This is a genomic window from Aeromonas sp. INTO2 (genome assembly GCF_049860605.1).
Classification (GTDB): domain Bacteria; phylum Pseudomonadota; class Gammaproteobacteria; order Enterobacterales; family Aeromonadaceae; genus Aeromonas; species Aeromonas caviae.
Genome location: NZ_CP187588.1, coordinates 2,944,903 through 2,967,003, shown reverse-complemented (window position 1 = coordinate 2,967,003; position 22,101 = coordinate 2,944,903). Strand labels below are relative to the sequence as shown.

At 61.7% G+C, this 22,101-nt stretch carries 21 protein-coding genes and 8 tRNA genes; 12 read left to right on the top strand and 17 right to left on the bottom strand.

What is annotated here, in order from left to right:
- Positions 1-26: 26 nt before the first annotated feature.
- The 3 genes from astD to ACPW74_RS13950 all read left to right on the top strand — a co-directional run bounded on the left by astD (position 27) and on the right by ACPW74_RS13950 (position 2,796).
- On the top strand, positions 27-1,496 hold the full coding sequence (gene astD, locus ACPW74_RS13960) for a succinylglutamate-semialdehyde dehydrogenase (RefSeq protein ID WP_425858218.1): 1,470 nt from the start codon (positions 27-29) through the stop codon (positions 1,494-1,496).
- A gap of 69 nt (positions 1,497-1,565) precedes the next feature.
- On the top strand, positions 1,566-2,363 hold the full coding sequence (locus ACPW74_RS13955) for a DUF1338 domain-containing protein (protein WP_039039589.1): 798 nt from the start codon (positions 1,566-1,568) through the stop codon (positions 2,361-2,363).
- A gap of 181 nt (positions 2,364-2,544) precedes the next feature.
- The gene (locus ACPW74_RS13950; RefSeq protein WP_039039590.1) at positions 2,545-2,796 is read left to right on the top strand and encodes a hypothetical protein; all 252 of its coding nucleotides are present in this window, start codon (positions 2,545-2,547) and stop codon (positions 2,794-2,796) included.
- Positions 2,797-2,835: 39 nt separating this feature from the next.
- On the opposite strand, the gene ACPW74_RS13945 is transcribed toward ACPW74_RS13950, so the two are convergent.
- The gene (locus tag ACPW74_RS13945; protein WP_052814891.1) at positions 2,836-3,462 is read right to left on the bottom strand and encodes an HAD family hydrolase; all 627 of its coding nucleotides are present in this window, start codon (positions 3,460-3,462) and stop codon (positions 2,836-2,838) included.
- A 164-nt stretch (positions 3,463-3,626) separates the two neighbouring features.
- Here ACPW74_RS13945 and ACPW74_RS13940 point away from each other — a divergent pair, with 164 nt between their 5' ends.
- Positions 3,627-4,991, top strand: coding sequence for an MDR family MFS transporter (locus tag ACPW74_RS13940; protein ID WP_319892731.1), 1,365 nt, complete (start codon positions 3,627-3,629; stop codon positions 4,989-4,991).
- A 140-nt stretch (positions 4,992-5,131) separates the two neighbouring features.
- Here the strand turns inward: ACPW74_RS13940 and ACPW74_RS13935 are convergent, their stop codons facing one another.
- The 3 genes from ACPW74_RS13935 to yqfB all read right to left on the bottom strand — a co-directional run bounded on the left by ACPW74_RS13935 (position 5,132) and on the right by yqfB (position 6,920).
- On the bottom strand, positions 5,132-5,518 hold the full coding sequence (locus tag ACPW74_RS13935) for a DUF1622 domain-containing protein (protein ID WP_010673839.1): 387 nt from the start codon (positions 5,516-5,518) through the stop codon (positions 5,132-5,134).
- 61 nt (positions 5,519-5,579) lie between these two features.
- Positions 5,580-6,500, bottom strand: coding sequence for an alpha/beta hydrolase (locus ACPW74_RS13930; protein WP_202042887.1), 921 nt, complete (start codon positions 6,498-6,500; stop codon positions 5,580-5,582).
- An 87-nt stretch (positions 6,501-6,587) separates the two neighbouring features.
- Positions 6,588-6,920 (bottom strand): N(4)-acetylcytidine aminohydrolase, encoded by a 333-nt coding sequence (yqfB, locus tag ACPW74_RS13925; protein WP_041215617.1) that lies wholly within the window; start codon positions 6,918-6,920, stop codon positions 6,588-6,590.
- A gap of 270 nt (positions 6,921-7,190) precedes the next feature.
- Between yqfB and ACPW74_RS13920 the strand changes: the two genes are divergently transcribed.
- Positions 7,191-9,023 carry an SLC13 family permease gene (locus ACPW74_RS13920; protein ID WP_042878180.1) on the top strand — a complete coding sequence of 611 codons (1,833 nt, stop codon included), beginning with the start codon at positions 7,191-7,193 and terminating at the stop codon, positions 9,021-9,023.
- A gap of 244 nt (positions 9,024-9,267) precedes the next feature.
- Here ACPW74_RS13920 and ACPW74_RS13915 read toward each other — a convergent pair.
- The 13 genes from ACPW74_RS13915 to lolB form a co-directional block, all read right to left on the bottom strand.
- Positions 9,268-9,351, bottom strand: a tRNA-Leu gene (locus ACPW74_RS13915).
- A gap of 8 nt (positions 9,352-9,359) precedes the next feature.
- Positions 9,360-9,436: transfer RNA gene (locus ACPW74_RS13910), tRNA-Met, on the bottom strand.
- A 36-nt stretch (positions 9,437-9,472) separates the two neighbouring features.
- Positions 9,473-9,547, bottom strand: a tRNA-Gln gene (locus tag ACPW74_RS13905).
- A gap of 46 nt (positions 9,548-9,593) precedes the next feature.
- Positions 9,594-9,670 (bottom strand) — tRNA-Met (locus ACPW74_RS13900).
- Positions 9,671-9,709: 39 nt separating this feature from the next.
- Positions 9,710-9,784, bottom strand: a tRNA-Gln gene (locus tag ACPW74_RS13895).
- Between the two features lie 42 nt (positions 9,785-9,826).
- A tRNA-Gln gene (locus ACPW74_RS13890) sits at positions 9,827-9,901 on the bottom strand.
- Between the two features lie 8 nt (positions 9,902-9,909).
- Positions 9,910-9,986: transfer RNA gene (locus tag ACPW74_RS13885), tRNA-Met, on the bottom strand.
- 235 nt (positions 9,987-10,221) lie between these two features.
- A complete protein-coding gene (gene ychF / locus ACPW74_RS13880) occupies positions 10,222-11,313 on the bottom strand; it encodes a redox-regulated ATPase YchF (protein ID WP_010673843.1) in 1,092 nt (363 codons plus the stop codon).
- Between the two features lie 132 nt (positions 11,314-11,445).
- A complete protein-coding gene (gene pth, locus ACPW74_RS13875) occupies positions 11,446-12,042 on the bottom strand; it encodes an aminoacyl-tRNA hydrolase (RefSeq protein WP_041215615.1) in 597 nt (198 codons plus the stop codon).
- A gap of 249 nt (positions 12,043-12,291) precedes the next feature.
- Entirely contained in the window at positions 12,292-13,239 is a 948-nt protein-coding gene (locus tag ACPW74_RS13870) for a ribose-phosphate pyrophosphokinase (RefSeq protein WP_010673845.1), read from the bottom strand.
- A 239-nt stretch (positions 13,240-13,478) separates the two neighbouring features.
- Positions 13,479-13,553, bottom strand: a tRNA-Gln gene (locus ACPW74_RS13865).
- Positions 13,533-14,411: a 4-(cytidine 5'-diphospho)-2-C-methyl-D-erythritol kinase gene (gene ispE / locus ACPW74_RS13860; protein ID WP_052814546.1), complete on the bottom strand. Its 879-nt coding sequence runs from the start codon at positions 14,409-14,411 to the stop codon at positions 13,533-13,535. The genes ACPW74_RS13865 and ispE overlap by 21 nt, the downstream gene beginning before the upstream one ends.
- On the bottom strand, positions 14,411-14,989 hold the full coding sequence (lolB, locus tag ACPW74_RS13855) for a lipoprotein insertase outer membrane protein LolB (RefSeq protein ID WP_039039599.1): 579 nt from the start codon (positions 14,987-14,989) through the stop codon (positions 14,411-14,413). Before lolB ends, ispE begins: the two co-directional genes overlap by 1 nt.
- A gap of 125 nt (positions 14,990-15,114) precedes the next feature.
- Between lolB and hemA the strand changes: the two genes are divergently transcribed.
- The 7 genes from hemA (at position 15,115) to ACPW74_RS13820 (ending at position 22,023) form a co-directional block, all read left to right on the top strand.
- The gene (gene hemA, locus ACPW74_RS13850; RefSeq protein WP_041212583.1) at positions 15,115-16,374 is read left to right on the top strand and encodes a glutamyl-tRNA reductase; all 1,260 of its coding nucleotides are present in this window, start codon (positions 15,115-15,117) and stop codon (positions 16,372-16,374) included.
- Between the two features lie 50 nt (positions 16,375-16,424).
- Complete coding sequence (prfA, locus tag ACPW74_RS13845; RefSeq protein WP_048207166.1) at positions 16,425-17,513, top strand: peptide chain release factor 1; 1,089 nt, start codon at positions 16,425-16,427, stop codon at positions 17,511-17,513.
- Positions 17,513-18,346, top strand: a complete 834-nt coding sequence (gene prmC, locus ACPW74_RS13840; protein ID WP_039039602.1) for a peptide chain release factor N(5)-glutamine methyltransferase — start codon at positions 17,513-17,515, stop codon at positions 18,344-18,346. The genes prfA and prmC overlap by 1 nt, the downstream gene beginning before the upstream one ends.
- Before the next feature lie 42 nt (positions 18,347-18,388).
- Positions 18,389-18,772 (top strand): SirB2 family protein, encoded by a 384-nt coding sequence (locus ACPW74_RS13835; protein WP_266139506.1) that lies wholly within the window; start codon positions 18,389-18,391, stop codon positions 18,770-18,772.
- 11 nt (positions 18,773-18,783) lie between these two features.
- On the top strand, positions 18,784-19,584 hold the full coding sequence (locus ACPW74_RS13830; protein WP_319892725.1) for a SirB1 family protein: 801 nt from the start codon (positions 18,784-18,786) through the stop codon (positions 19,582-19,584).
- A gap of 11 nt (positions 19,585-19,595) precedes the next feature.
- Positions 19,596-20,450 carry a 3-deoxy-8-phosphooctulonate synthase gene (gene kdsA, locus ACPW74_RS13825; protein WP_039039605.1) on the top strand — a complete coding sequence of 285 codons (855 nt, stop codon included), beginning with the start codon at positions 19,596-19,598 and terminating at the stop codon, positions 20,448-20,450.
- 289 nt (positions 20,451-20,739) lie between these two features.
- Positions 20,740-22,023 (top strand): dicarboxylate/amino acid:cation symporter, encoded by a 1,284-nt coding sequence (locus ACPW74_RS13820; RefSeq protein ID WP_143237217.1) that lies wholly within the window; start codon positions 20,740-20,742, stop codon positions 22,021-22,023.
- Positions 22,024-22,101 lie beyond the last annotated feature (78 nt).

The following is a 22,101-nucleotide window of genomic DNA, read 5'->3' as shown; positions in this document are numbered from 1 at the left end:
CCTGCGTACCCACAGGGAGTGAATTGATGATGTCTTTAGTCCAGTGTATCGATGGCCAGTGGCTGGCCGGTGAAGGCAAGCCGTTCGAATCCATCGACCCGGCCAAAAACGAGGTGATCTGGCGGGGTGAGGCGGCAAGCCAGTCCCAGGTGGATGCGGCCGTCAAGGCGGCCCGCACGGCCTTCTACCATTGGTCCGATCTGGCCCTTGAAGAGCGCCTTGCCATCGTGCGCCGCTATGCCGACCTGCTCGGCGAGCACAAGGAGGCGCTGGCCCTGACCATCGCCCGTGAAACCGGCAAGCCCCTGTGGGAGACCCGCACCGAAGTGGCGGCCATGCAGGGCAAGATTGCCATCTCCATCCGGGCCCATGACGAGCGTACCGGCACGGTGGAAAACCCCATGCCGGGCGCCAAGGCGTTCGTGCGCCACAAGCCCCATGGCGTCGTGGCCGTGTTCGGCCCCTACAACTTCCCGGGCCACCTGCCCAACGGCCACATTGTGCCGGCGCTCATCGCCGGCAATGCGGTCGTGTTCAAGCCTTCCGAGCTGACCCCCATGGTGGCTGAAGCCATGGTCAAGGTGTGGCAGGAGGCGGGGCTGCCCAAGGGGGTGCTCAACCTGGTGCAGGGGGAGGTCGACACCGGCAAGGCGCTGGCCGGCAATCCGGACATCGACGGCCTCTTCTTCACCGGCTCCTCCCGTACCGGCCACTTCCTGCATCAGCAGTTTGCCGGCCAGCCGGGCAAGATCCTGGCACTGGAGATGGGTGGCAACAACCCGCTGATCGTGAAAGATGTGAGCGACATCGACGGCGCCGTTCATGCCATCGTGCAATCCGCCTTCATTACCTCCGGCCAGCGCTGCACCTGCTCGCGCCGTCTGTTTGTCGAGCGCGGCGAGCGGGGCGATGCCCTGGTCAAGCGCCTGGTGGAGGTGGTCGGCCAGATCAAGGTCGGCCTCTATGACGCCGCCGAGCAGCCGTTCATGGGCGCCATGATCAGCGAGAAGGCCGCACTCGGCATGGTCGAGGCGCAAGCCAACCTGCAGCGCCTCGGTGGCGAAAGCCTGCTTACCCTCAAGCACCTGGAAGCGGGCACCGGCTTTGTCTCCCCGGGCATCATCGACGTGACCGCGGTCAGTGCGCTGCCGGATGAAGAGTACTTCGGCCCGCTGCTGCAGCTCATTCGCTACGACGACTTCGATGTGGCCATCGAGAAGGCGAACGCCACCAGTTTCGGTCTCTCGGCCGGTCTGCTCGGTGACAACGAAGCGGACTGGAACCACTTCTTCAAGCGGATCCGTGCCGGTATCGTCAACTGGAACAAGCCCATCACCGGCGCCTCCAGTGCCGCCCCCTTCGGCGGCATCGGTGCCTCCGGCAACCACAGGGCGAGCGCCTACTACGCCGCCGACTACTGTGCTTACCCGGTCGCCTCCGTCGAAGACAGCAAGGCTGCTATGCCGGATCAGCTGTCTCCCGGTCTGACCTTCTGATAACAAGAAAATAAAAGAGGGGCACTGAACAGGTGCCCCTGTCTGTACCCGCAATCAAAGGAAAGAGAGATGCAAAAGGATATCGACACCCTGTTTGGCCATCTGTGGGACAACTACATTCAGGTCACCCCCAGTGCTCACAAGGTTCATCAACTGCTGGGCGGCGGTGCCCCCATCATCAACGATCACGTGGCGTTTCGGACCTACAACCTGCCCAAGCTCGGTCTCGAGAAACTGGCGGCCCACTTCCGTGCCCTGGGGTACGAAGAGAAGGGCGAGTATGTGTTCAAGGCCAAGAAGCTCTATGCCAAACACTTCGAGCATAAAGATCCTGATGCGCCCAAGGTGTTCATCAGCGAGCTGAAGGTGGAAGAGCTCTCCGAAGGTGCCCAGGCCATCATCCACAAGCTGGTGGATCAGGTACCCGATCACCTCACCGACACCCCGGCTTTCCTCTACGCCGGCGCGCCCTGGCAGGTCTCCCACACCGACTACCAGACCCTGCTGGCAGAGAGCGAGTATGCCGCCTGGATGGCCGCCTGGGGTTATCGTGCCAACCACTTCACCGTCAACATCAACCGCCTGAAGGACTTCGACACCATCCAGCAGGTGAATGCGGCGCTCAAGGCGGCAGGCTTCGTGCTCAACACCGTTGGCGGCGAGGTGAAGGGCGATCCCGAGGTGATGCTGGAGCAATCCTCCACCATGGCAGACAAGGCCGAGGTGCCCTTCAGCGACGGCGTGCGCACCATCCCGAGCTGCTTCTACGAGTTTGCCCTGCGCTACCCGCAGGCCGACGGCGTGCTCTACCCTGGCTTCGTCGAAGCGTCGGCCGACAAGATCTTCGAATCCACCAACGCCATGTAATGGCCGCCATGAAAACAACGCCCCGCCTGGGGCGTTTTTTTATGGATTTACGCCGATCTGACACCCTCTTTACCTCCTCTTGACCCATCAGTTCGCGGCGACTCGCTAGCATGATGCCGCCCGCTGCCGTGGGCCATCGCCGCACCGTGCCGGTGTATGCCACCCGTTTTGGAGTCATACCATGAAGATTGTTCTGCCTTTGCTGTTTTCCCTCACTACTCTGACCGCCGCAGCGGGCGATCAGGGCAGCCGTACCCCGCCCAAGCCTCCGCACGAGCTGTCGGCCGAGATGAAAGCGGCGTTTGAGAGCTGCAAGGAGCATGGCAAACCGGGGGAGTCGGAATTTGACAACTGCATGTCAGATCTGGGATTTGAGCGGCCGGACGGCCCGGCACCGGCAGGTGGGAAGGAGGGGGAGAATGAGGCCGAGTAAGCTGGTGCGGGTCCGTCGGTTAGGATGGGCCCGCACCGCTCACACCCGTTGCAGCGTCCCTTCGGTGGCCAGCAAGGTGGTCATGCCGGCGGCCTTGCCAGCCTGAATGCCTATCCGGGTGTCTTCAAACACCAGGCAGTTGGCCGGGTTGGCGCCGAGCTGCTCGGCCACTTTCAGGAAGGTGTCCGGGTGGGGCTTGTGATTGACCACATCATCGGCACTCACCAGCACGGAGATGAAGGCATCGAGCCCGGTCTGACGCAGGATGTGCGCCGCATGTTCCCGGGTTGAGCCGGTGCCTATGCCCATGGGCACCTTGCCGTGGTACTGCCTGACCAGCTCCCACATGGCGGGAAACACCCGGACGTCGTCGATCCGTGCCAGGTAGAGGGCGACCTTGCGCCGGGCAAAGGCTTCCACGTCGATGGTCATCCCGTGCCGCTCTGCCAGCATGGTCACTATCTTGCGGGTGGGGATGCCGCCGTACTCGTTGAGCTGTGCCCGATCAAACGGCAGGCCGAACTCGGTACTGGTGATTTCCCAGGCATCCAGGTGCAGAGGCATGGAGTCCACCAGGGTACCATCCATGTCGAAGATCAGGGCGTCGTACTCGTCGAATCGGGGCTGTTCACTCTGGTGATGATCGCAGGGGGATGACTGGGGCATGGGGGGCGTCCTCTTCGGCAAAGACTCACCCTAGCAGATCCAGCGCGCAGATGTCGCGACCTTCATCATGGTTGGCAGTGGTTTCGACCATCGGCTAATGATATATGAGACAATAATGTGCCTTGCACCCCCTGTGCCGATATCTCATATGAGCGAGCCTGCCTATGTCCCCCAAAACCGTCTTCTCGAGCGTGGCCCTGGTGATCGCCCTGGGCTCACTGGAAAAGAGCATCGTCACCACGCCCTTGCCCATCATAGGGGTTGAGCTGAACGCCGGTGCCGCCCTCACCTGGGTCGTGACCGCCTATCTACTGGCGGCCACTGCGGCCCTGCCCATCTATGGCAAGTTGAGCGACATGTTCGGCCGGGTACGCATGCTCAACATCGGTATCGGCCTGTTTCTGGCGGGATCCGTGGCCTGCGCCCTGGCCCAGGATCTGCCGACCCTGCTGGCCGCCCGCGTGCTGCAAGGGTTGGGGGGCGGGGGGCTGATCGCGCTCGCCTTCACCGTGATCGCCGACTGTATTCCGCCACGGGAGGTGGGCAAGTATCAGGGGTATATCTCGGCGGTCTATGCAGTCTCCAGCATCGCAGGCCCGCTGCTCGGTGGCTATTTTACCGAGCAGCTCAGCTGGCGCTGGATCTTCTGGATCAATTTGCCGCTCGGCGCTATCGCCCTCTGGCTGGTGAACCGCAATCTGGGTCACCTCAATGTGCGTCGCCACAGCCGCTTCGACTGGAAGGGAGCGGCACTGCTCATTACGGTCACCACCCTCACCCTGTTGCTGCTCTCGCCGGAAGCGGCCTTGCCCGCCGTCTGGCTCGCGGCTGCGCTGGGGGTTGCCCTGTTGCTGCTCGTCCTGGCTGAGCGGCGGGCGCACGACCCCATACTGCCAGCCCACCTGGTGCGCCTGTCGGGTTATCTGGTGAGCGTGCTGCTGGCACTGGCCTCCCAGCTGCTGATGTTCGCCGTGCTGGTCTATCTGCCGCTGCAGATGCAGTGGCAAAAGGGGATGAGTGCCAGTGACAGTGGCGGGATCATGGTGATCTTCATGGTCTGCATCACGGCAGGGGCCTTCGTCGGAGGCAAGCTCATCGGTCGTACCGGTCACTACAAGCGTTTCGTGGTGGCAGGTTTTGCCCTGGCAGCGCTGGCCCTGTGGCAGATCCACTTCGACGTCTGGGCCAGGCTGGGACTGGGGTTTGCCGGTATCGGCCTTGGTCTGGTGCTGCCGGCGCTGTCGGTGGTGGTGCAAAATGCCCTGCCGCGGGAAGATCGCGGCATCGGCATGTCCCTGTTCAACTTCGGCCGGGAGCTGGGTGGGGCGGTCGGTGTCGCCATCTGCGCTGTGTTGTTCCATGCCGCCCTGCCAGCAGGCAGCAGCCCCAATCTGGCCAGCCTGAGCCCGGCCGAACTGGCACCCGGTTTCAGCGCCACCTATATCGGCATGGCGCTGATCGCCACCGCCGCCCTGCTGGTCACCTTGCTGGCATTGAAGCGCCACGAGCTGGCCAGCAAGCACGTCTGATAGTTGCTATCGGATACAAAGAGGGCTCCCCGCGGGGAGCCCTCTTCATGGGATCAGGCAGGTGCCTTTCCTTCCGTGTCGTGGCCTTGTGCCACTCAGCCCACTCATCGGGCGTCGGGGCCTTGTGCCACTCAGCCCACTCATCGGGCGTCGGGGCGGGAAGGTGACCTGACAGGCTCGGGTTGCTGGCGCTCGGCCTGAGCATCGAGTTCCTTGCCGAGGAAGTAGTTCAGGAAGGTGCGGATGACCGCGATGATGGCGAGGCGCACCAGCTCCTCCTTGCTCGGTGCCACCGTGGTGGCCAGGATGTCGGCGGCGAGCTGGAACTCCAGCGCCAGGATGAGCCAGCTGCCGAAGCAGAGGCGGATACGGGGAAAGCCGGGCTCGTGATCCCGCACTCTGGCCGCCAGCCAGAGGGTCTTGCCAAGGCCGATGACCACGCAGGCGATGGAGATGATCTCCAGCAGCAGCTGGAACAGCTCCACCCCGTGCATCATGCCCTCTTTCAGGCTCGCTATCTCGAACACGCGGGTTACCTCCCTGATTCAAAAGAGACACTTTTAACACGGCTTGGGGGCCGGTTCCAACTCAGAGTCTTCTGAGCATCATGGCTATCTGGTCGATGAGCTGACGAGCGGCAGGGCTGATGGCTGCCAGTTGGAAGTAGCCATGAATGATGCCATGCTGCCGCTGGCAAGTGGCATCGACGCCAGCCTGCACCAGCTTGCCATACAGGGCTTCCCCTTCGTCGCGCAGCGGATCATATTCCGCCGTGACGATATGGGTCGGCGGCAATCCTGACAGGGCGGGATGGTGGAGCGGGCTGGCTTCGGGATGACAGGGGGGCAGGCTGCCCAGGTAGGCGTGAAAACCGCTTGCGAGCATGTCCCGGGTGATGAGGTAGTCGTCACCGAGATCGCGGTAGCTTTGGCTCTCGCAGAGGGCATCCAGCATGGGATAGAGAAGCAGCAGGGCCTTGGGCAAGGGGGCGTTGGCAGCCTTGAGCCGCAAGGTGGTGATCAGGGCGAGATGACCCCCTGCGCTGTCGCCGGCAATGGCGAGACGTGCCGGATCCCCATGCCATTTCTCCACCTCGGCCATGATGGCCCGCGTGGCGGCCAGCGCATCGTCGTGAGCCGCAGGATAGGTGTGTTCCGGGGCGAGGCGGGTGTGTACGGCGAAGATCAGGGCGCTGGCCCGGTTGCACAGCATCCGCATCTGGCGATCGTGGGTCTCGAAATCCCCGCTGACAAAACAGCCGCCGTGAAAATAGATCAGCACCGGATACGCGGGGTCCGGTTTGTCTGCGGGCCGATAGCAGCGGATGGCGTGGTGATCGGCCTGCCACTCCTCGATGGCGCCCACCTCTTCCCGCTCACCGCCCAACAGGGCAGAGGCTAGGTAGCCGTCACGGCGCGCCTGCCAGCTCAGCTGGCTCGCCTTGGGACGACCTGCGGCGATGAAGTCTGCCACCATGGCTGCGATGGCCGGTTCGAGTTGTTTTTCCATAAGACACCAATGACTGTATATAAAAACAGTCATTGTGCGCTTTTGGCCCGTGAGCGCAACCGGCGTTAGCTGAGGCAGCTCACAAAATCAGGCTTCAATCAGCACGAATTCAATCACATAGAGGGGCGGCAGTGCGGGGTAGATATCGCGGATCACATCTTTAAGCTCGGGGAGGGTCATGTTCTCCTGACGGGCGTGCTCGTCGCTCAGCGCCTCGAAGGCGACCGCCTTGACCGAGATGACTTCAATGGTGCCAAAAGGCTGGTGTTCCGGGTTGGTGAACAGGGCCAGGCGCTGGCCGGGCTGCCAGTTTGCCTCGCTCTCGTCGCGGATGGTGATGGTCTTTCGGCCAGCCTGGATGTCGGCGACAAAGCGGCTGAAGAAGGTGAATGCCGGGTAGGCCGGGGTGTGCTGGGTCATGTCGTCTCCGAAGGGCAAGGGGTGAGAGGGCGGCTCAGGCCGCGGCGGGCCCATTTTAGGAGGGGCGGGGGGAGCGTGCAGCACTTTTTACCCCGACATGTGAAGGGCGACCGACTGCGTTCACGGTCCGGTAAAATGGCCGCAACTGAACCTGAATGTGAGATGATGCGGCCTCCTCTTTCTTGATATGTAACAAATCAGGGGGACGGGCTCTGTGGTCTGATGGCGTCCGGGGCCGGCCGTGGTTGACGTTGAACAAAAGGAGCAAGTGTGAATTCCGAGTTGATCTGGGTGCTCAGCATGCTGGTGGGTGCCATTCTCCTGTTTATTACCAACAAGGTACGCATGGACGTGGTCGCCTTGTTGATCATCATCCTGTTCGTGTTGAGCGGCACCCTGACCCTGCCGCAGGCGCTGGCAGGATTCAGTGATCCCAACGTCATTCTGATTGCCGCCCTGTTCGTGGTGGGGGAGGGGCTGGTGCGTACCGGCATCGCCTATCAGGTGGGAGATGCCCTGGTGAAGGTGGCCGGCAGCAGCGAAACCCGCATGCTGGTGCTGCTGATGGTGGCGGTGGCGACCCTGGGGGCCGTGATGAGTTCGACCGGGGTGGTGGCCATCTTCATCCCCGTGGTGCTGAGCGTGGCGAACCGGATGGGGATCCCGGCGGGCAGACTGATGATGCCGCTCGGCTTTGCCGGCCTTATCAGCGGCATGATGACGCTGGTGGCAACCCCTCCCAACATGGTGGTGAACAGTGAACTGATGCGGCACGACATCCAGGGGTTCGGCTTCTTCGGTTTTACCCCCATGGGGGTCATCATTCTGGGGATGGGGATCCTCTACATGCTGCTGATGCGCACCTCCCTGGTGCGTGAAGGAGAGGAGGGCAAGGGCAAGCAGATGGGACGCAGCACCATGCGGGATCTCATCCGTGACTACCGGCTGGCGGGGCGAGCACGCCGACTGGCGATCCGGCCCGACTCCCCCCTGATCGGCCAGACCCTGGACGAGCTGCAATTGCGTGCCCGCTTCGGGGCCAACGTCATCGGGATGGAGCGCTGGCGCAAGTTCAGGCGGGTGATGGTCAGTGTCACCGGGGTGACCGAGTTCCAGGCCAAGGACGTGCTGCTCATCGACATGTCGGATCCCGAGGTGGATGTGCGGGAGTTTTGCAGCGAGGCGCGGCTCGAGCCCATGATATTGCGCGGCGAATACTTCTCCGATCAGGCGCGGGAGGTGGGCATGGCGGAGGTCTCCCTCATCCCCGGCTCCCGGCTGCTCGGCAAGAGCATCCGCGAGGTGACCTTCCGTTCCCGTTACGGTCTGAGCGTGGTGGGGATCCGCCGGGATGGAGAGGCGCTGACCGGCAAGCTGGTGGACGAGGCGCTGCAGATGGGGGATACCCTGCTTGTGGTGGGGAACTGGAGCCTCATTCGTCAGTTGCAGACCCATCATCGCGATTTTCTGCTGCTGGGCCTGCCTGCGGAAGTGGACGAGATGGCACCGGCCCGCAGCCAGGCCATTCACGCCCTGATTGCCCTCGGGGTCATGATAGTACTGATGGTGACGGATCCCGTGCCCAACGTGATCGCGGCGCTCATCGCCTGCCTGCTGATGGGTAAGTTCCGCTGCATCGATCTGGAGAGTGCCTACAAGTCCATCCACTGGCCGACCCTGATCCTCATCGTGGGCATGTTGCCCTTTGCCCTTGCATTGCAGCAGACCGGCGGGGTGGATCTCATCGTCGGCGCGCTCATCTCGGCAGTGGGGGAGATGGGCCCCAGGGTGATGCTGGCCAGCCTCTTCGCGCTCTGTGCCGTCATCGGGCTCTTCATCTCCAACACGGCGACGGCGGTGCTGATGGCGCCCATCGCGCTGGGGACGGCCCATCAGATGGGGGTGTCGCCTTATCCCTTTGCCATGACCATCGCCATCGCCGCCTCGGCAGCCTTCATGACGCCGGTCTCGTCGCCGGTCAACACCCTGGTGCTGGGCCCGGGCAACTACAAGTTCATGGACTTCGTGCGCATCGGCGTGCCCTTCACCTTGCTGGTGATGGTGGTGAGCGTCATCGCCATCCCCTGGTTCTTCCCGTTCTGACGACAGCAAACGATATGGCGGCCTGCGGGCCGCCTTTTTATTGCCCGCAGTGCTCTGCGAGATGAAAAGGGCGGCATCACGCGGGAGCAGGGCATTGCGCCGTCGCAGAGGAGAACACAAGGCTTAGCCGTTGATACATGAGGTGGCGTTGCTGGCGCGCGATAGCGTGGAGAGGGGAAGAAGAGCGGCAAACGCCGGATACAAAAAAACCAGCCTGAGCTGGTCTGTTTGGTACTGCTTTCGATGGTGCGGAAGGAGAGACTCGAACTCTCACGCCTAGGGCGCCAGAACCTAAATCTGGTGCGTCTACCAATTTCGCCACTTCCGCAAGAATAATGGTGGCTATGACGGGATTCGAACCTGTGACCCCCGCATTATGAGTGCGATGCTCTAACCAACTGAGCTACATAGCCGTCTTGTGCACGACTTGCGTCGAATACAAGCAAAAATGGCTGGGGCACTAGGATTCGAACCTAGGTATGGCGAGATCAAAACCCGCTGCCTTACCGCTTGGCGATGCCCCAACAGTGTTCTTTGCAATCGGATGATTGAAGGAACGTTTTTCAAACATGGTGGCTATGACGGGATTCGAACCTGTGACCCCCGCATTATGAGTGCGATGCTCTAACCAACTGAGCTACATAGCCGTTTGTTGTCAACCACAAACGTGGAAGAGAACAGAAAAATGGCTGGGGTACTAGGATTCGAACCTAGGGATGGCGAGATCAAAACCCGCTGCCTTACCGCTTGGCGATACCCCAATGACGATGCCTGACAGAGACCATCAAACATCATTCAAAAAATGGCTGGGGTACTAGGATTCGAACCTAGGGATGGCGAGATCAAAACCCGCTGCCTTACCGCTTGGCGATACCCCAACTAGAGATGGTGGCTATGACGGGATTCGAACCTGTGACCCCCGCATTATGAGTGCGATGCTCTAACCAACTGAGCTACATAGCCAACCGTGCTTCCAGTGAGTCGTTGCCTCGTCACTGTGCGGCCGGAATTATGCGTATCTGGCTCTGGGGCGTCAACCCTTTTTTTGTTTGAAAAAACGAATTTGGGTGCGTTTGGCGAGTTATTGGCCGCTGTCGTGCAAAAGCCCAACAATCTGGTTTTTTTTACGACATTCGCACCCAGATCGCGCCTCTGGCCAGATAAAAAAGAGGCCAGCAAATGCTGGCCTCTCATGGGGTTAGACGTTGAACAGGAAGTTCATGATATCGCCATCCTTGACGATGTAGTCTTTCCCTTCCGCGCGCATCTTGCCTGCTTCCTTGGCGCCTTGCTCACCCTTGTAGGTGATAAAGTCGTCGAAGGCGATGGTCTGGGCGCGAATAAAGCCTTTTTCGAAGTCGGTGTGGATCTTGCCAGCGGCCTGCGGGGCGGTGGCACCTACGGGAATGGTCCAGGCGCGCACTTCTTTCACACCGGCGGTGAAGTAGGTCTGCAACTTGAGCAGCTCGTATCCGGAGCGGATCACCCGGTTCAGGCCCGGCTCCTCGATGCCCAGATCCGCCATGAACTCGGCGCGGTCTTCGTCGTCCAGCTCGGCGATGTCCGCCTCGATGGCGCAGCAGACGACCACGACAACGGCGTTCTCGGCGGCGGCTATCTCACGGACCTGATCCAGGTAGGGGTTGTTCTCGAAGCCATCTTCCGCCACGTTGGCGATGTACATGGTGGGTTTGAGGGTCAGGAAGTTGAGGTGGCTGACAGCGTCCAGCTCATCCTTGTCCAGCTTCATGCCGCGGATCATCTGGCCGTTTTCCAGGGCAACCTTGATCTTCTCCAGCACTTCCACTTCCAGCTTGGCATCCTTGTCGCCGCCCTTGGCACGCTTGGACTGGCGATTGATGGCGCGCTCGCAGGCATCCAGGTCGGAGAGGGCCAGCTCGGTGTTGATCACCTCGATGTCGTCGGCCGGGGAGACCTTGCCCGCCACGTGGACGATGTTCTCGTCCTCGAAGCAGCGCACCACGTGACCGATGGCTTCGGTTTCACGGATGTTGGCCAGGAACTGGTTGCCAAGGCCTTCGCCCTTGGAGGCACCGGCCACCAGGCCGGCGATGTCCACGAACTCCATGGTGGTCGGCACGACACGCTGCGGATTGATGATGGCCGCCAGCTGGTCGAGGCGGGGATCCGGCATGGGGACCACACCCGTGTTCGGCTCAATGGTGCAGAACGGGAAGTTGGCGGCTTCGATGCCGGCCTTGGTCAGCGCATTGAACAGGGTGGATTTGCCTACATTGGGCAGGCCCACGATACCGCATTTAAAACCCATGGATTGTTACCTTGTTGATGGATGCTTCAAGGGGCCGCGCGGGCGGCCCGTGTCGTGTTGCTTGACCCCGAGGCGAGGGATCTCGCCAGGGGGCCGGTCATCTTGAACAGCCTGGTCATGCAGGCTGAAGGCCTAGACTTTCTCGGCCTTGAAACTGTGCAGACGATTCATGGCCTTGGTCATGTCCTGCTTGAACAGGATGTCGGTGGCGCGCAGGGATTCGTCCAGCGCGGCCTCGATCAGACTCTGCTCACTGCTGGGCGCCTTGGTCAGCACGAAGCCGGCGACCAGCTCCTTGGCGCCCGGATGGCCGATGCCAAGGCGCAGCCGGAAGAAGTTATTGTTGTTGCCCATCCTGGCGATGATGTCCTTGAGGCCGTTATGGCCGCCGTGACCGCCCCCTTGCTTGAACTTGGCGATGCCGGGAGGCAGGTCCAGCTCGTCGTGGGCCACCAGGATCTCCTCCGGGGCGATCTGGTAGAAGCGCGCGAGCGCCGCCACGGCCTTGCCGGAGAGATTCATGTAGGTGTTCGGGATAAGCAGCCGCACATCCTGCCCGTCCACCAGGAAGCGGGCGGTGTGGCCGAAGAACTTGGGCTCTTCGCGCAGGCTGACATTGTGCCAGCGTGCCAGTTGCTCCACATACCAGGCGCCCGCATTATGGCGGGTCTTGGCATATTCGGGGCCGGGATTACCCAGCCCGACAATCAGTTTGATTTGACTTGTCACGCTTGATGTCTTCACTCGCTACTTGCCATGGGCGGATGACCCGGGGCAATGGGACGCAATATTCTAGCCGCCGAGTGGCGATCACTCAACCAAAGTGCGGCAAGGTCGGGGAAAAGCCGGACAGAAGGGCTCGGGTGGGGTGGCTCGTCCGAGGTTTTCGTCTCTTGCCGAGTGGAGGCTGGCGGCTGGCGCCAGGCACCCAAAAAAACAAAAACCGCCATTCGGCGGTTTTTGTCACGACAGGGTCTATCAATGCTCGAACATGGCAGAGATGGACTCTTCGTTGCTGATGCGGCGAATCGCTTCGGCCAGCACGGAGGAGAGGGTCAGCTGCTTGACCTTGCCGACGGCCTTCATCTCCGGGGTGAGCGGGATGGAGTCGGTGATGATCAGCTCGTCGATGACCGAATTCTTGATGTTTTCAACGGCGGTGCCGGAGAAGACAGGGTGGGTCGCATAGGCGAACACGCGCTTGGCACCACGCTCTTTCAGCGCTTCGGCCGCTTTGCACAGGGTGCCGCCGGTGTCGATCATGTCGTCGACGATGACGCAGTCACGACCAGCCACGTCGCCGATCAGGTGCATGACCTGGGAGACGTTCGGACGGGGACGACGCTTGTCGATGATGGCGATGTCGGTGTCGTCCAGCAGCTTGGCGATGGCACGGGCACGGACCACGCCGCCGATGTCCGGTGACACGACCACGGGGGATTCGAGGTTCTTGGCCTTCATGTCTTCCAGCAGCACCGGGCTGCCGAACACGTTGTCGACGGGGACGTCGAAGAAGCCCTGGATCTGCTCGGCATGCAGGTCAACGGTCAGCACACGGTCCACACCCACGCTGGAGAGGAAGTCGGCGACGACCTTGGCGGTGATGGGCACACGGGCGGAGCGGACGCGGCGGTCCTGACGGGCATAACCAAAGTAGGGGATAACGGCAGTGATACGGCCAGCTGAAGCACGACGCAGTGCATCCACCATGACGATCAATTCCATCAAATTGTCGTTGGTCGGGGCACAGGTGGATTGAATGATGAAGATATCGCCACCGCGTACATTCTCGTTGATCTGTACGCTGATCTCGCCGTCGCTAAAGCGACCTACGGCAGCATTGCCGAGTTTGATAAACAGGCGATCTGCGATCTTCTGGGCTAGTTCCGGCGTTGCGTTACCAGCAAACAGCTTCATGTCAGGCACGGTTTGAAACCTCGGGGTTGCATCCAGTATGTGGGGAGTCTGATTTTAGACCCGTATCGTTTGGGGGCAAACGATTTAGCAAGATGACGGACAAGGTCTCTGGGCGATGTCGAGGATGGCGTCTCATCACCCGCAGGGTGGGTGGACGGGAATCCACCTTGAGCGCCATCGCGTCAGATTGGCCCAAGACACATCGACGAGGTCAACACCTCCCGATACGGCCTCAACAAGGAGAGAGTTGGCTGGGGTACTAGGATTCGAACCTAGGAATGGCGAGATCAAAACCCGCTGCCTTACCGCTTGGCGATACCCCAATCACTCACTTGTTGCAAAGTGACGAAGAGTGGTGATATGTTCTCGCCCTTGGCGACAAACCCATCCCAGCCTTCCGGCACTCTTGCCAACACCTTCCGAGCAGCCATTTCGTCTTCAAATCGAGCAAAGACGCAGGCGCCAGTGCCCGTCATTCTTGACGGCGCGTATTCTAGCAACCAGCCGAGCGCATTGGCAACCTCGGGGTGGCGCTTTTTCACCAGCAGCTCGCAATCGTTTTTCCACTCTCCTGCCAGCAGATTGTCCAGGGTCATCTTGGGGGTGTTGCGGGGCAGGTCGGGATCCTGGAACACGGCGGCGGTGGCCACATGGCAATCCGGCTTGAGTACCAGGTACCAGGCATCCGGCACCTCGATCTGTTGCAACCGCTCCCCCACGCCTTCGGCGAAGGCGGCCTTGCCCCGCACGAACACCGGCACGTCGGCGCCCAACTGCACGCCGAGCTCGGCCAGCTCGTCTTCACTCAAGCCGGCTTGCCAGAGGTGGTTCAAGGCCACGAGGGTGGTGGCCGCGTCCGACGAGCCGCCCCCGATGCCACCGCCCATGGGCAGTACCTTCTCCAGCCGGATATGGGCTCCCTGCGGACTGGCCAACCGGCTCTGCAACAGTCGCGCAGCCCGGATGATGAGGTTCTGTTCATCGGGCACGCCGGGAATGGCCGGGCTCAAGGTGAGCTGGTCGCTGCCGGGGATCGGCTCGAATTCGAGCCAGTCGCCGTGGTTGAGGAAGATGAAGAGGGTCTGCAGTTCGTGGTAGCCATCGGGGCGGCGGCCATTGACGTGCAGGAAGAGGTTGAGCTTGGCCGGGGCGGGCCAGCGGATCGGCGTCTGGTCGTGCATCATGGTGCCAGGGTCCACTCGTTGATCTGCAGCTTGAGACGGCTCTCCTGCCCGGTCATGGTGAGCAGGTGGGGCAGGCGATAGCCGTCCTGATCCCGATAGTCCCCGTAGACGATCTGCCACTGGCCGTCGCGCACGCTGGCGAGGCTGGCATCGGGGTTGAGCTCGAATTCGGCCTGCCCCGGCAATCCCTTGATCCACTCAGGCAGCCCGGCCACCGGAATGTGCCAGCCGGTGAGCTGATAGACCAGGAGCTCGGCATCCTGGCTCTGGTGCTGTTTTCCGTCGTTGTCGAGCAGAGTCACCTCGCCGCCGGTGCGGGAGAGTTCCAGAATATGGGTGCCGATGAGGCTGGTGAGGTTGAGGCGATAGTCGTCGCCGTTTTGCTGCCAGTTGAGGCGGGCGCTGCCCTTCTGGCGGGCGGTGATGATGGCCATCTTGCCCGACAACTGCCAGTGTGTGAGGCGTTCGAGGCGGGCGCGCTCCTGCTGCCAGTTGACCTGATCCCGCTGGGGTTGGGTGGTGGTACAGCCCGCCAGCACCAGCAGGCAGGCGAGGGAGAAGATACGCAACAACAAGGTGGAGCTCCGCAGATGAGGTTTGCGACAGTATAAGGGGCGGCCGTATTGCTTTTAAAGACTTACCCTTTCTCGTACAATTGTCGGCCTCTACACCCTGTGCATGAAACGATCATCACCCACCCATGAGTCTGCTTGCCCTCGGAATCAACCACAACACCGCCAGTGTCGCCTTGCGGGAGCGGGTCGCCTTTGGCCCGGACCGCATCGATCGCGCCCTGCGTGAGCTGGTGGAGCAGCCTGGCGTCAGCGAGGCGGTGATCGTCTCCACCTGCAACCGCACCGAGCTCTATTGCAGCCTGGAGCAGGGGCAGGGGGAGCAGGTGCTGAACTGGTTGCAGCGGTTCCACGCGCTGGAGGCGAGCGAGGTGCTCTCCGCCATCTACCGGCACCAGGACGAGGAAGCGGTGCGACACCTGATGCGGGTGGCCTGCGGCCTCGACTCCCTGGTGCTCGGGGAGCCGCAGATCCTGGGGCAGATCAAGCAATCCTACGCCCACGCCCAGCAGGCGGATGCGGTGAAAGGATCCCTGGAGCGCCTGTTCCAGAAATCCTTCTCGGTGGCCAAACGGGTGCGCACTGACACCGAGATCGGCGCCAGCGCGGTGTCGGTAGCCTTCGCCGCCGTGAGCCTGGCCCGCCGTATCTTCTCCGATCTCTCCCAGACCAAGGTGCTGCTGGTGGGCGCCGGCGAAACCATCGAACTGGTGGCCCGCCACCTGCGCGAGCAGAGCGTGACCCGGATGATGGTGGCGAACCGCACCCTGCAACGGGCCCAGTTGCTGGCAGAGGAGTTCGGTGCCCAGGTAATGACGCTCGAAGAGATCCCGGACTACCTGCACGAGGCGGACATCGTCATCAGCTCCACGGCAAGCCCCCTGCCCATCATCGGCAAGGGCATGGTGGAGCGGGCGCTCAAGGCGCGTCGCTTCAAGCCCATGTTCCTGGTGGACATCGCCGTGCCCCGCGACATCGAAGCCGAGGTGGACGAGCTCTCCGATGCCTATCTCTACACGGTGGACGATCTGCAGGGCATCATCGAGCAGAACCTGGAGACCCGCAAGCGGGCGGCCGCCGAGGCGGAACTCATCGTGCAGGAAGAGCGCGACGAGTTCATGGGTTGGTATCGCAGCCAGCACTCGGTGGATCTCATTCGCGATTATCGCCATCAGTCACAGCAGGTCGCCGACGAAGAGTTGCAGCGGGCCCTGCTGGCCCTGCAACAGGGTGAAAATGCCGAGCAGGCGCTCAAGGCCATGGCCCATCGCCTCACCAACAAGCTGATCCACGCACCGACCCAGGCCCTGCGCCAGGCCGCCGCCCAGGGGGACAGCCACAAGCTGGCCCAACTGCGTCAGGTGCTGGGATTGTCACAAGAATCATAGTGTTGGGACGGCCCTTTGCCGTCCCGTCCTCCATCGAGAATCCAAGAGTCATGAACCCCTCATTGATCAGAAAGCTGGAAGGCCTCATCGAGCGCCATGAAGAAGTACAGGCCCTGCTCGGGGAGCCCGGGGTCGCCTCGGATCAGGACAGATACCGCGCCCTGACCCGGGAATACGCCCAGCTGGAAGATATCGTTCACGCCTTCCAGCGTTTCCGCCAGGCCGAAGAGAACCTCGAGACCACCCGGCTGATGCTGGAGGAAGAGGATGCCGAGCTGCGGGAGATGGCGCAGGAGGAACTGCCGCTCGCCAAGGCGACCTTCGAGGAGCAGGAGCAGGCGCTTCAGGTGATGCTGTTGCCGCGCGACCCCAAGGATGACAACAACTGCTATCTGGAGATCCGCGCCGGTGCCGGTGGCGACGAAGCGGCCATTTTCGCGGGGGATCTGTTCCGCATGTACTCCCGCTACGCCGAGCGTCAGGGGTGGCGTGTCTCCATCGTCAGCTGCAATGACGGCGAACACGGTGGCTACAAGGAGGTGATCGCCAAGGTGGATGGTGAGCACGTCTACGGCCGCCTCAAGTTCGAGTCCGGCGGCCACCGGGTGCAGCGAGTCCCCGAGACCGAATCCCAGGGCCGGGTGCACACCTCCGCCTGTACCGTGGCCGTGCTGCCGGAAGTGCCGGAAGCCGAGCAGGTGGAGATCAACCCCTCCGAGCTGAAAATCGACACCTTCCGCGCCTCCGGTGCCGGCGGCCAGCACGTCAACAAGACCGACTCCGCCATCCGCATCACCCACCTGCCCACCGGGCTGGTGGTGGAGTGCCAGGACGAGCGCTCCCAGCACAAGAACCGCGCCAAGGCGATGTCGGTGCTCTCCGCCCGCCTGCAGGCGGCCGAGGACGAACGCCACCGCGCCGCCGAGCAGAGTACCCGCCGCAACCTGGTGGGCTCCGGGGATCGCTCCGAGCGCATCCGCACCTACAACTATCCCCAGGGGCGTCTCTCCGAGCACCGGATCAACCTCACCCTCTATCGTCTGGGCGACATCCTGGAAGGGGATCTGGACTGCGTGATCACCCCCCTGGTGCAGGAGTATCAGGCGGATCAGCTCGCCTCCCTGGCCGAGAGCAACTGATGCAGATCCAGCAGGCCCGTGCCCATATCATGGCGACCCTGGCCTCCGGGGAATCCCCCCGTGCCGACGCCGATGCCCTGCTCTGTCATCTGCTGGATTGCCGGCGCAGCTATCTGATGACCTGGCCGGAGCACGAGCTCGATGCCGCCCAGCAGGCGACCCTGGCGGGCTGGCTTGCCCGTCGCCTCAATGGTGAGCCCATTGCCCATCTCATTGGTGAGCGGGAGTTCTGGTCGCTGCCGCTGAAAGTGAGCCCGGCCACCCTGATCCCGCGCCCCGATACCGAGGTGCTGGTGGAACAGGCGCTGGCCCGCCTGCCGGGCGGCCCCTGCGCCCTGCTGGATCTGGGCACGGGCACCGGTGCCATCGCCCTTGCGCTCAAGTCTGAGCGACCGGATGCCGATGTATGGGCTGTGGACAGGATGCCGGCCGCGGCCGCGTTGGCCCGCACCAACAGCGCCGCCCTGGGGTTGCCCATCGAAGTGCGCGACGGCAGCTGGTTTGCGCCGCTCTCGGATGCACCGCGCTTTGCGATGATCGTCTCCAACCCGCCCTATATCGACGGGACGGACCCCCATCTTCACGAGGGGGACGTGCGTTTCGAGCCGCGCTCCGCCCTGGTGGCGGAGGAGCAGGGGCTGGCGGATATCCGCCTCATCGTCACCCAGGCGCCCGCCCATCTGGTGCCTGGTGGCTGGCTGTTGCTGGAACACGGCTGGGATCAGGGGGAGGCGGTGCGTCAACTCCTGCTGCAACAAGGCTACGTCCAGGTGGAAACCGTGCGCGATTACGGCGATAACGAACGGGTGACCCTGGGGCGCCTGGCTCAGTGATATGACGGGCGGGCCCGGTCTGCCCCTGTTCAAGGAAATCTTATGTATGTTGTTCTCAAGCATCTGCACCTCACCCTGATTGCCGGGGCCGTGCTGATGTTTATCCTGCGCTTTTACTGGTTGCAGACCGGCTCCGCGCTGGCAGGGGGCGCCCGCACCCTCAAGATCAGCGGCTGGCTCAACGGCCTGGTGGTGCTCTCCGGTCTGCTGCTCTGCATGGTGCTGGGTCTCAACCCCCTCAACAACGCCATCCCCTGGCTGGCCGAGAAGCTGACGTCCATCCTGGTGGTGGCGTTTCTGGCCATGATGGCGCTGCGCCTGGCCCGCAGCAACGGCATCCGCTGGTTTGCCTTCCTGGGCGCACTGGGGTGGATCTTCTTTATCGCCAAGCTTGCGGTGCAAAAGCAGGCCAGCCTGTTCGGCTAGGAAGGATGACGATGATACGTGTGGATGAGTGGACCGACTTCGAGGCTCACGATCTGGCCGAGCTGGCGCTGTCGGTGAGCGACGAGATCCGGGGCCATGGCGGCACGGGAGAGGCCGAGCTTGCCCTCCTCGATGCCTGGCTGGACGAAACGATTGCCGAGGGAGACTGCGACGAGGTGCGCCGTCAGCTGTTGCAGGGTTTCTACCAGACCCTGGGCTTTCGTGGCGACTGGCAGGATTACTTCTCGTCCGCCAACTGCGATCTGGACCAGGTGCTGGCAAGGCGCAAGGGGATCCCGGTCAGTCTCGGCATCCTCCTCATCCAGCTGGGTCGCAAGATAGGGCTGGATGTGGAGGGGATCTGCTTCCCCGGCCATTTCCTCCTGAGTTTTGTCGGTCTGGACGGGGAGGTCTATGTGGACCCCTTCAACGGTGATGAACTGAGCCGGCACCGCATCGAACTGCTGCTGCGCGGTGCCCTCGGCAACCTGGCGAGTCTGAGCGATGATCATCTGCAGCCATCGGGGCAGTGGGAGATCATCGAGCGCTTGCTCAATGTCAGCAAGGGCGCCCTGCTGCGCGAGGAGCGCATGACGGAGGCGTTGCGCTGCAGCGAGCTGCTGCTGCGCATGAAGCCCGGCGATCCGCTGGAGACGCGGGATCGGGGCTTCATCTATGAGCAACTCGATTGCCCGCGCTTTGCCGCCGACGATTTCGAATACTTTATTGAACAATGCCCTGATGATCCCGTGGCCGATGTGCTGAAAACCCAGCTGGCCACCCTGGACCTCAGTCCCAAACCCCTCCATTAAGGATCCCTGAGATGGAACAGAAGAATATCAAGGTCAACCAGATCGACGTCGCCAACGACAAACCTTTCGTGCTGTTCGGCGGCATGAACGTGCTGGAATCCCGCGACATGGCGATGGCGGTGTGCGAGAAGTACGTGGAAGTGACCAGCAAGCTCGGCATCCCGTTCGTGTTCAAGGCGAGCTGGGACAAGGCCAACCGCTCCTCCATCCACTCCTATCGCGGCCCGGGTCTGGAAGAGGGGATGAAGATCTTCCAGGAGCTGAAAGCGACCTTCGGCATGCCGGTGATCTCCGATCTGCATGAGCCCCATCAGGCCAAACCGGTCGCCGAGGTGGTCGACGTCATCCAGCTGCCCGCCTTCCTGGCGCGCCAGACCGATCTGGTGGAGGCCATGGCCCGCACCGGCAACGTCATCAACATCAAGAAGCCGCAATTCCTGAGCCCAAGCCAGATGAAGAACATCACCGACAAGTTCGAGGAGTGTGGCAACGATCGCCTGATCCTCTGCGAGCGCGGTGCCAACTTCGGCTATGACAACCTGGTGGTGGACATGCTGGGCCTGGGCGTCATGAAGAAGAGCACCGGCGGCTATCCGGTCATCTTTGACGTCACCCACTCCCTGCAGTGCCGTGATCCCCTGGGAGCGGCCTCCGGCGGTCGCCGCGAGCAGGTGACCGAGCTGGCCCGTGCCGGCATGGCGGTGGGCCTGGCCGGTCTCTTTATCGAATCCCACCCGGATCCGAAAATTGCCCGCTGCGACGGCCCGAGCGCCCTGCCGCTGGAGAAGCTGGAAGGCTTCCTCAAGCAGATGAAGGCCATCGACGATCTCGTCAAGGGCTTCGAGCCCCTCGATACCTCCGCCTGATCGCGATTTTTACTATCAAAAATGCCCCGCCATGCGGGGCATTTTTATTTCCGTCATTTTCATTTGGTGCTCTTCGGCGTCCATTGCGACCATGTTTCCGTGGCGTTAATGATGTTAAATATATTGTGTGATTGATGTCTCTTATTTGCTTCTTATGACATGCAAAAGTAGCGACCGTCAGGATGGCAAAAAGGTATGAAGCGGGTGAGATAACCCTATTTCTCGCCGCAGACTGCTGCATGCGTTATTTGCTGTCAGTGGAGTCACACTTATTAACAGGACGTTGAGCATGCACAAGAAAATTGTCAGTAGCCTCTATTTTCAGGTGATATTGGCAATCACCATCGGAATATGTCTGGGACATGTCTATCCGAGTCTGGGCGCAGATATGAAACCCCTTGGTGATGGCTTCGTTAAATTAATCAAGATGATCATCGCCCCCGTCATTTTTTGTACCGTGGTCACCGGCATTGCCGGCATGGAAAGCATGAAGGCGGTGGGCAAAACCGGTGCCATTGCGCTGATCTATTTTGAAGTGGTGAGCACCCTGGCCCTGATCATCGGTCTGTGCGTGGTCAACGTGCTGCAGCCAGGGGCCGGTATGAATGTGGATCCCTCCTCACTCGACGCCAGCGCCATCTCCGTCTATGCGGATCAGGCCCAGTCCCAGGGGATAATTCCCTTCCTGCTGGATGTGATACCGGCCAGCGTCATCGGTGCCTTTGCCGGCGGCAATATACTCCAGGTGTTGCTGTTTGCCGTCCTGTTCGGATTTTCCCTGCATCATATCGGGGAGAAGGGAAAACCCATCTTCAATATCATCGATGGTTTCTCCCAGGTTATTTTCGGCATCATCAACATGATCATGAAACTGGCGCCGATCGGGGCATTTGGCGCCATGGCATTTACCATAGGGAAATACGGTATTGGTTCTTTGGTGCAGCTGGGGCAATTAATTGCTAGCTTCTATCTGACCTGCCTGCTGTTTATTTTCATGGTGCTCGGCAGTATCGCCAAAGCCAATGGCTTCAGCATTGTGCGCTTTATTGCCTATATCCGGGAAGAGCTGTTGATCGTGCTCGGAACATCCTCGTCGGAATCCGTATTGCCGCGCATGCTGGTGAAAATGGAGGCGCTGGGCTGCAAGAAATCGGTGGTGGGTCTGGTGATCCCGACCGGTTACTCATTCAACCTGGACGGTACCTCCATCTATCTGACCATGGCAGCCGTCTTCATCGCCCAGGCGACCAACACCCCGCTGGACCTGTTCCATCAGCTCACCCTGCTGGTGGTGCTGCTTATCTCCTCCAAGGGGGCGGCCGGAGTCACGGGGAGTGGCTTCATCGTGCTGGCAGCCACCATCTCGGCGGTAGGGCATCTGCCGCTGGCCGGGCTGGCGCTGATCCTCGGGATTGATCGCTTCATGTCGGAGGCGCGCGCCCTGACCAACCTCATCGGCAACGGGGTGGCGACCCTGGTGGTAGCTCGTTACTGCGATCAGCTCGACGAGGCCACCATGCAGGACGCCCTGGCGAAACCCGTGGTGGCAAGGCCGGTGGACCTGCGAAGCTGAGCCAGGTTCCGGCGGTGATCATCACCCATGAAAAAACGGCCCTAGGGGGCCGTTTTTTTATCTCTTTACGCAGGGCGC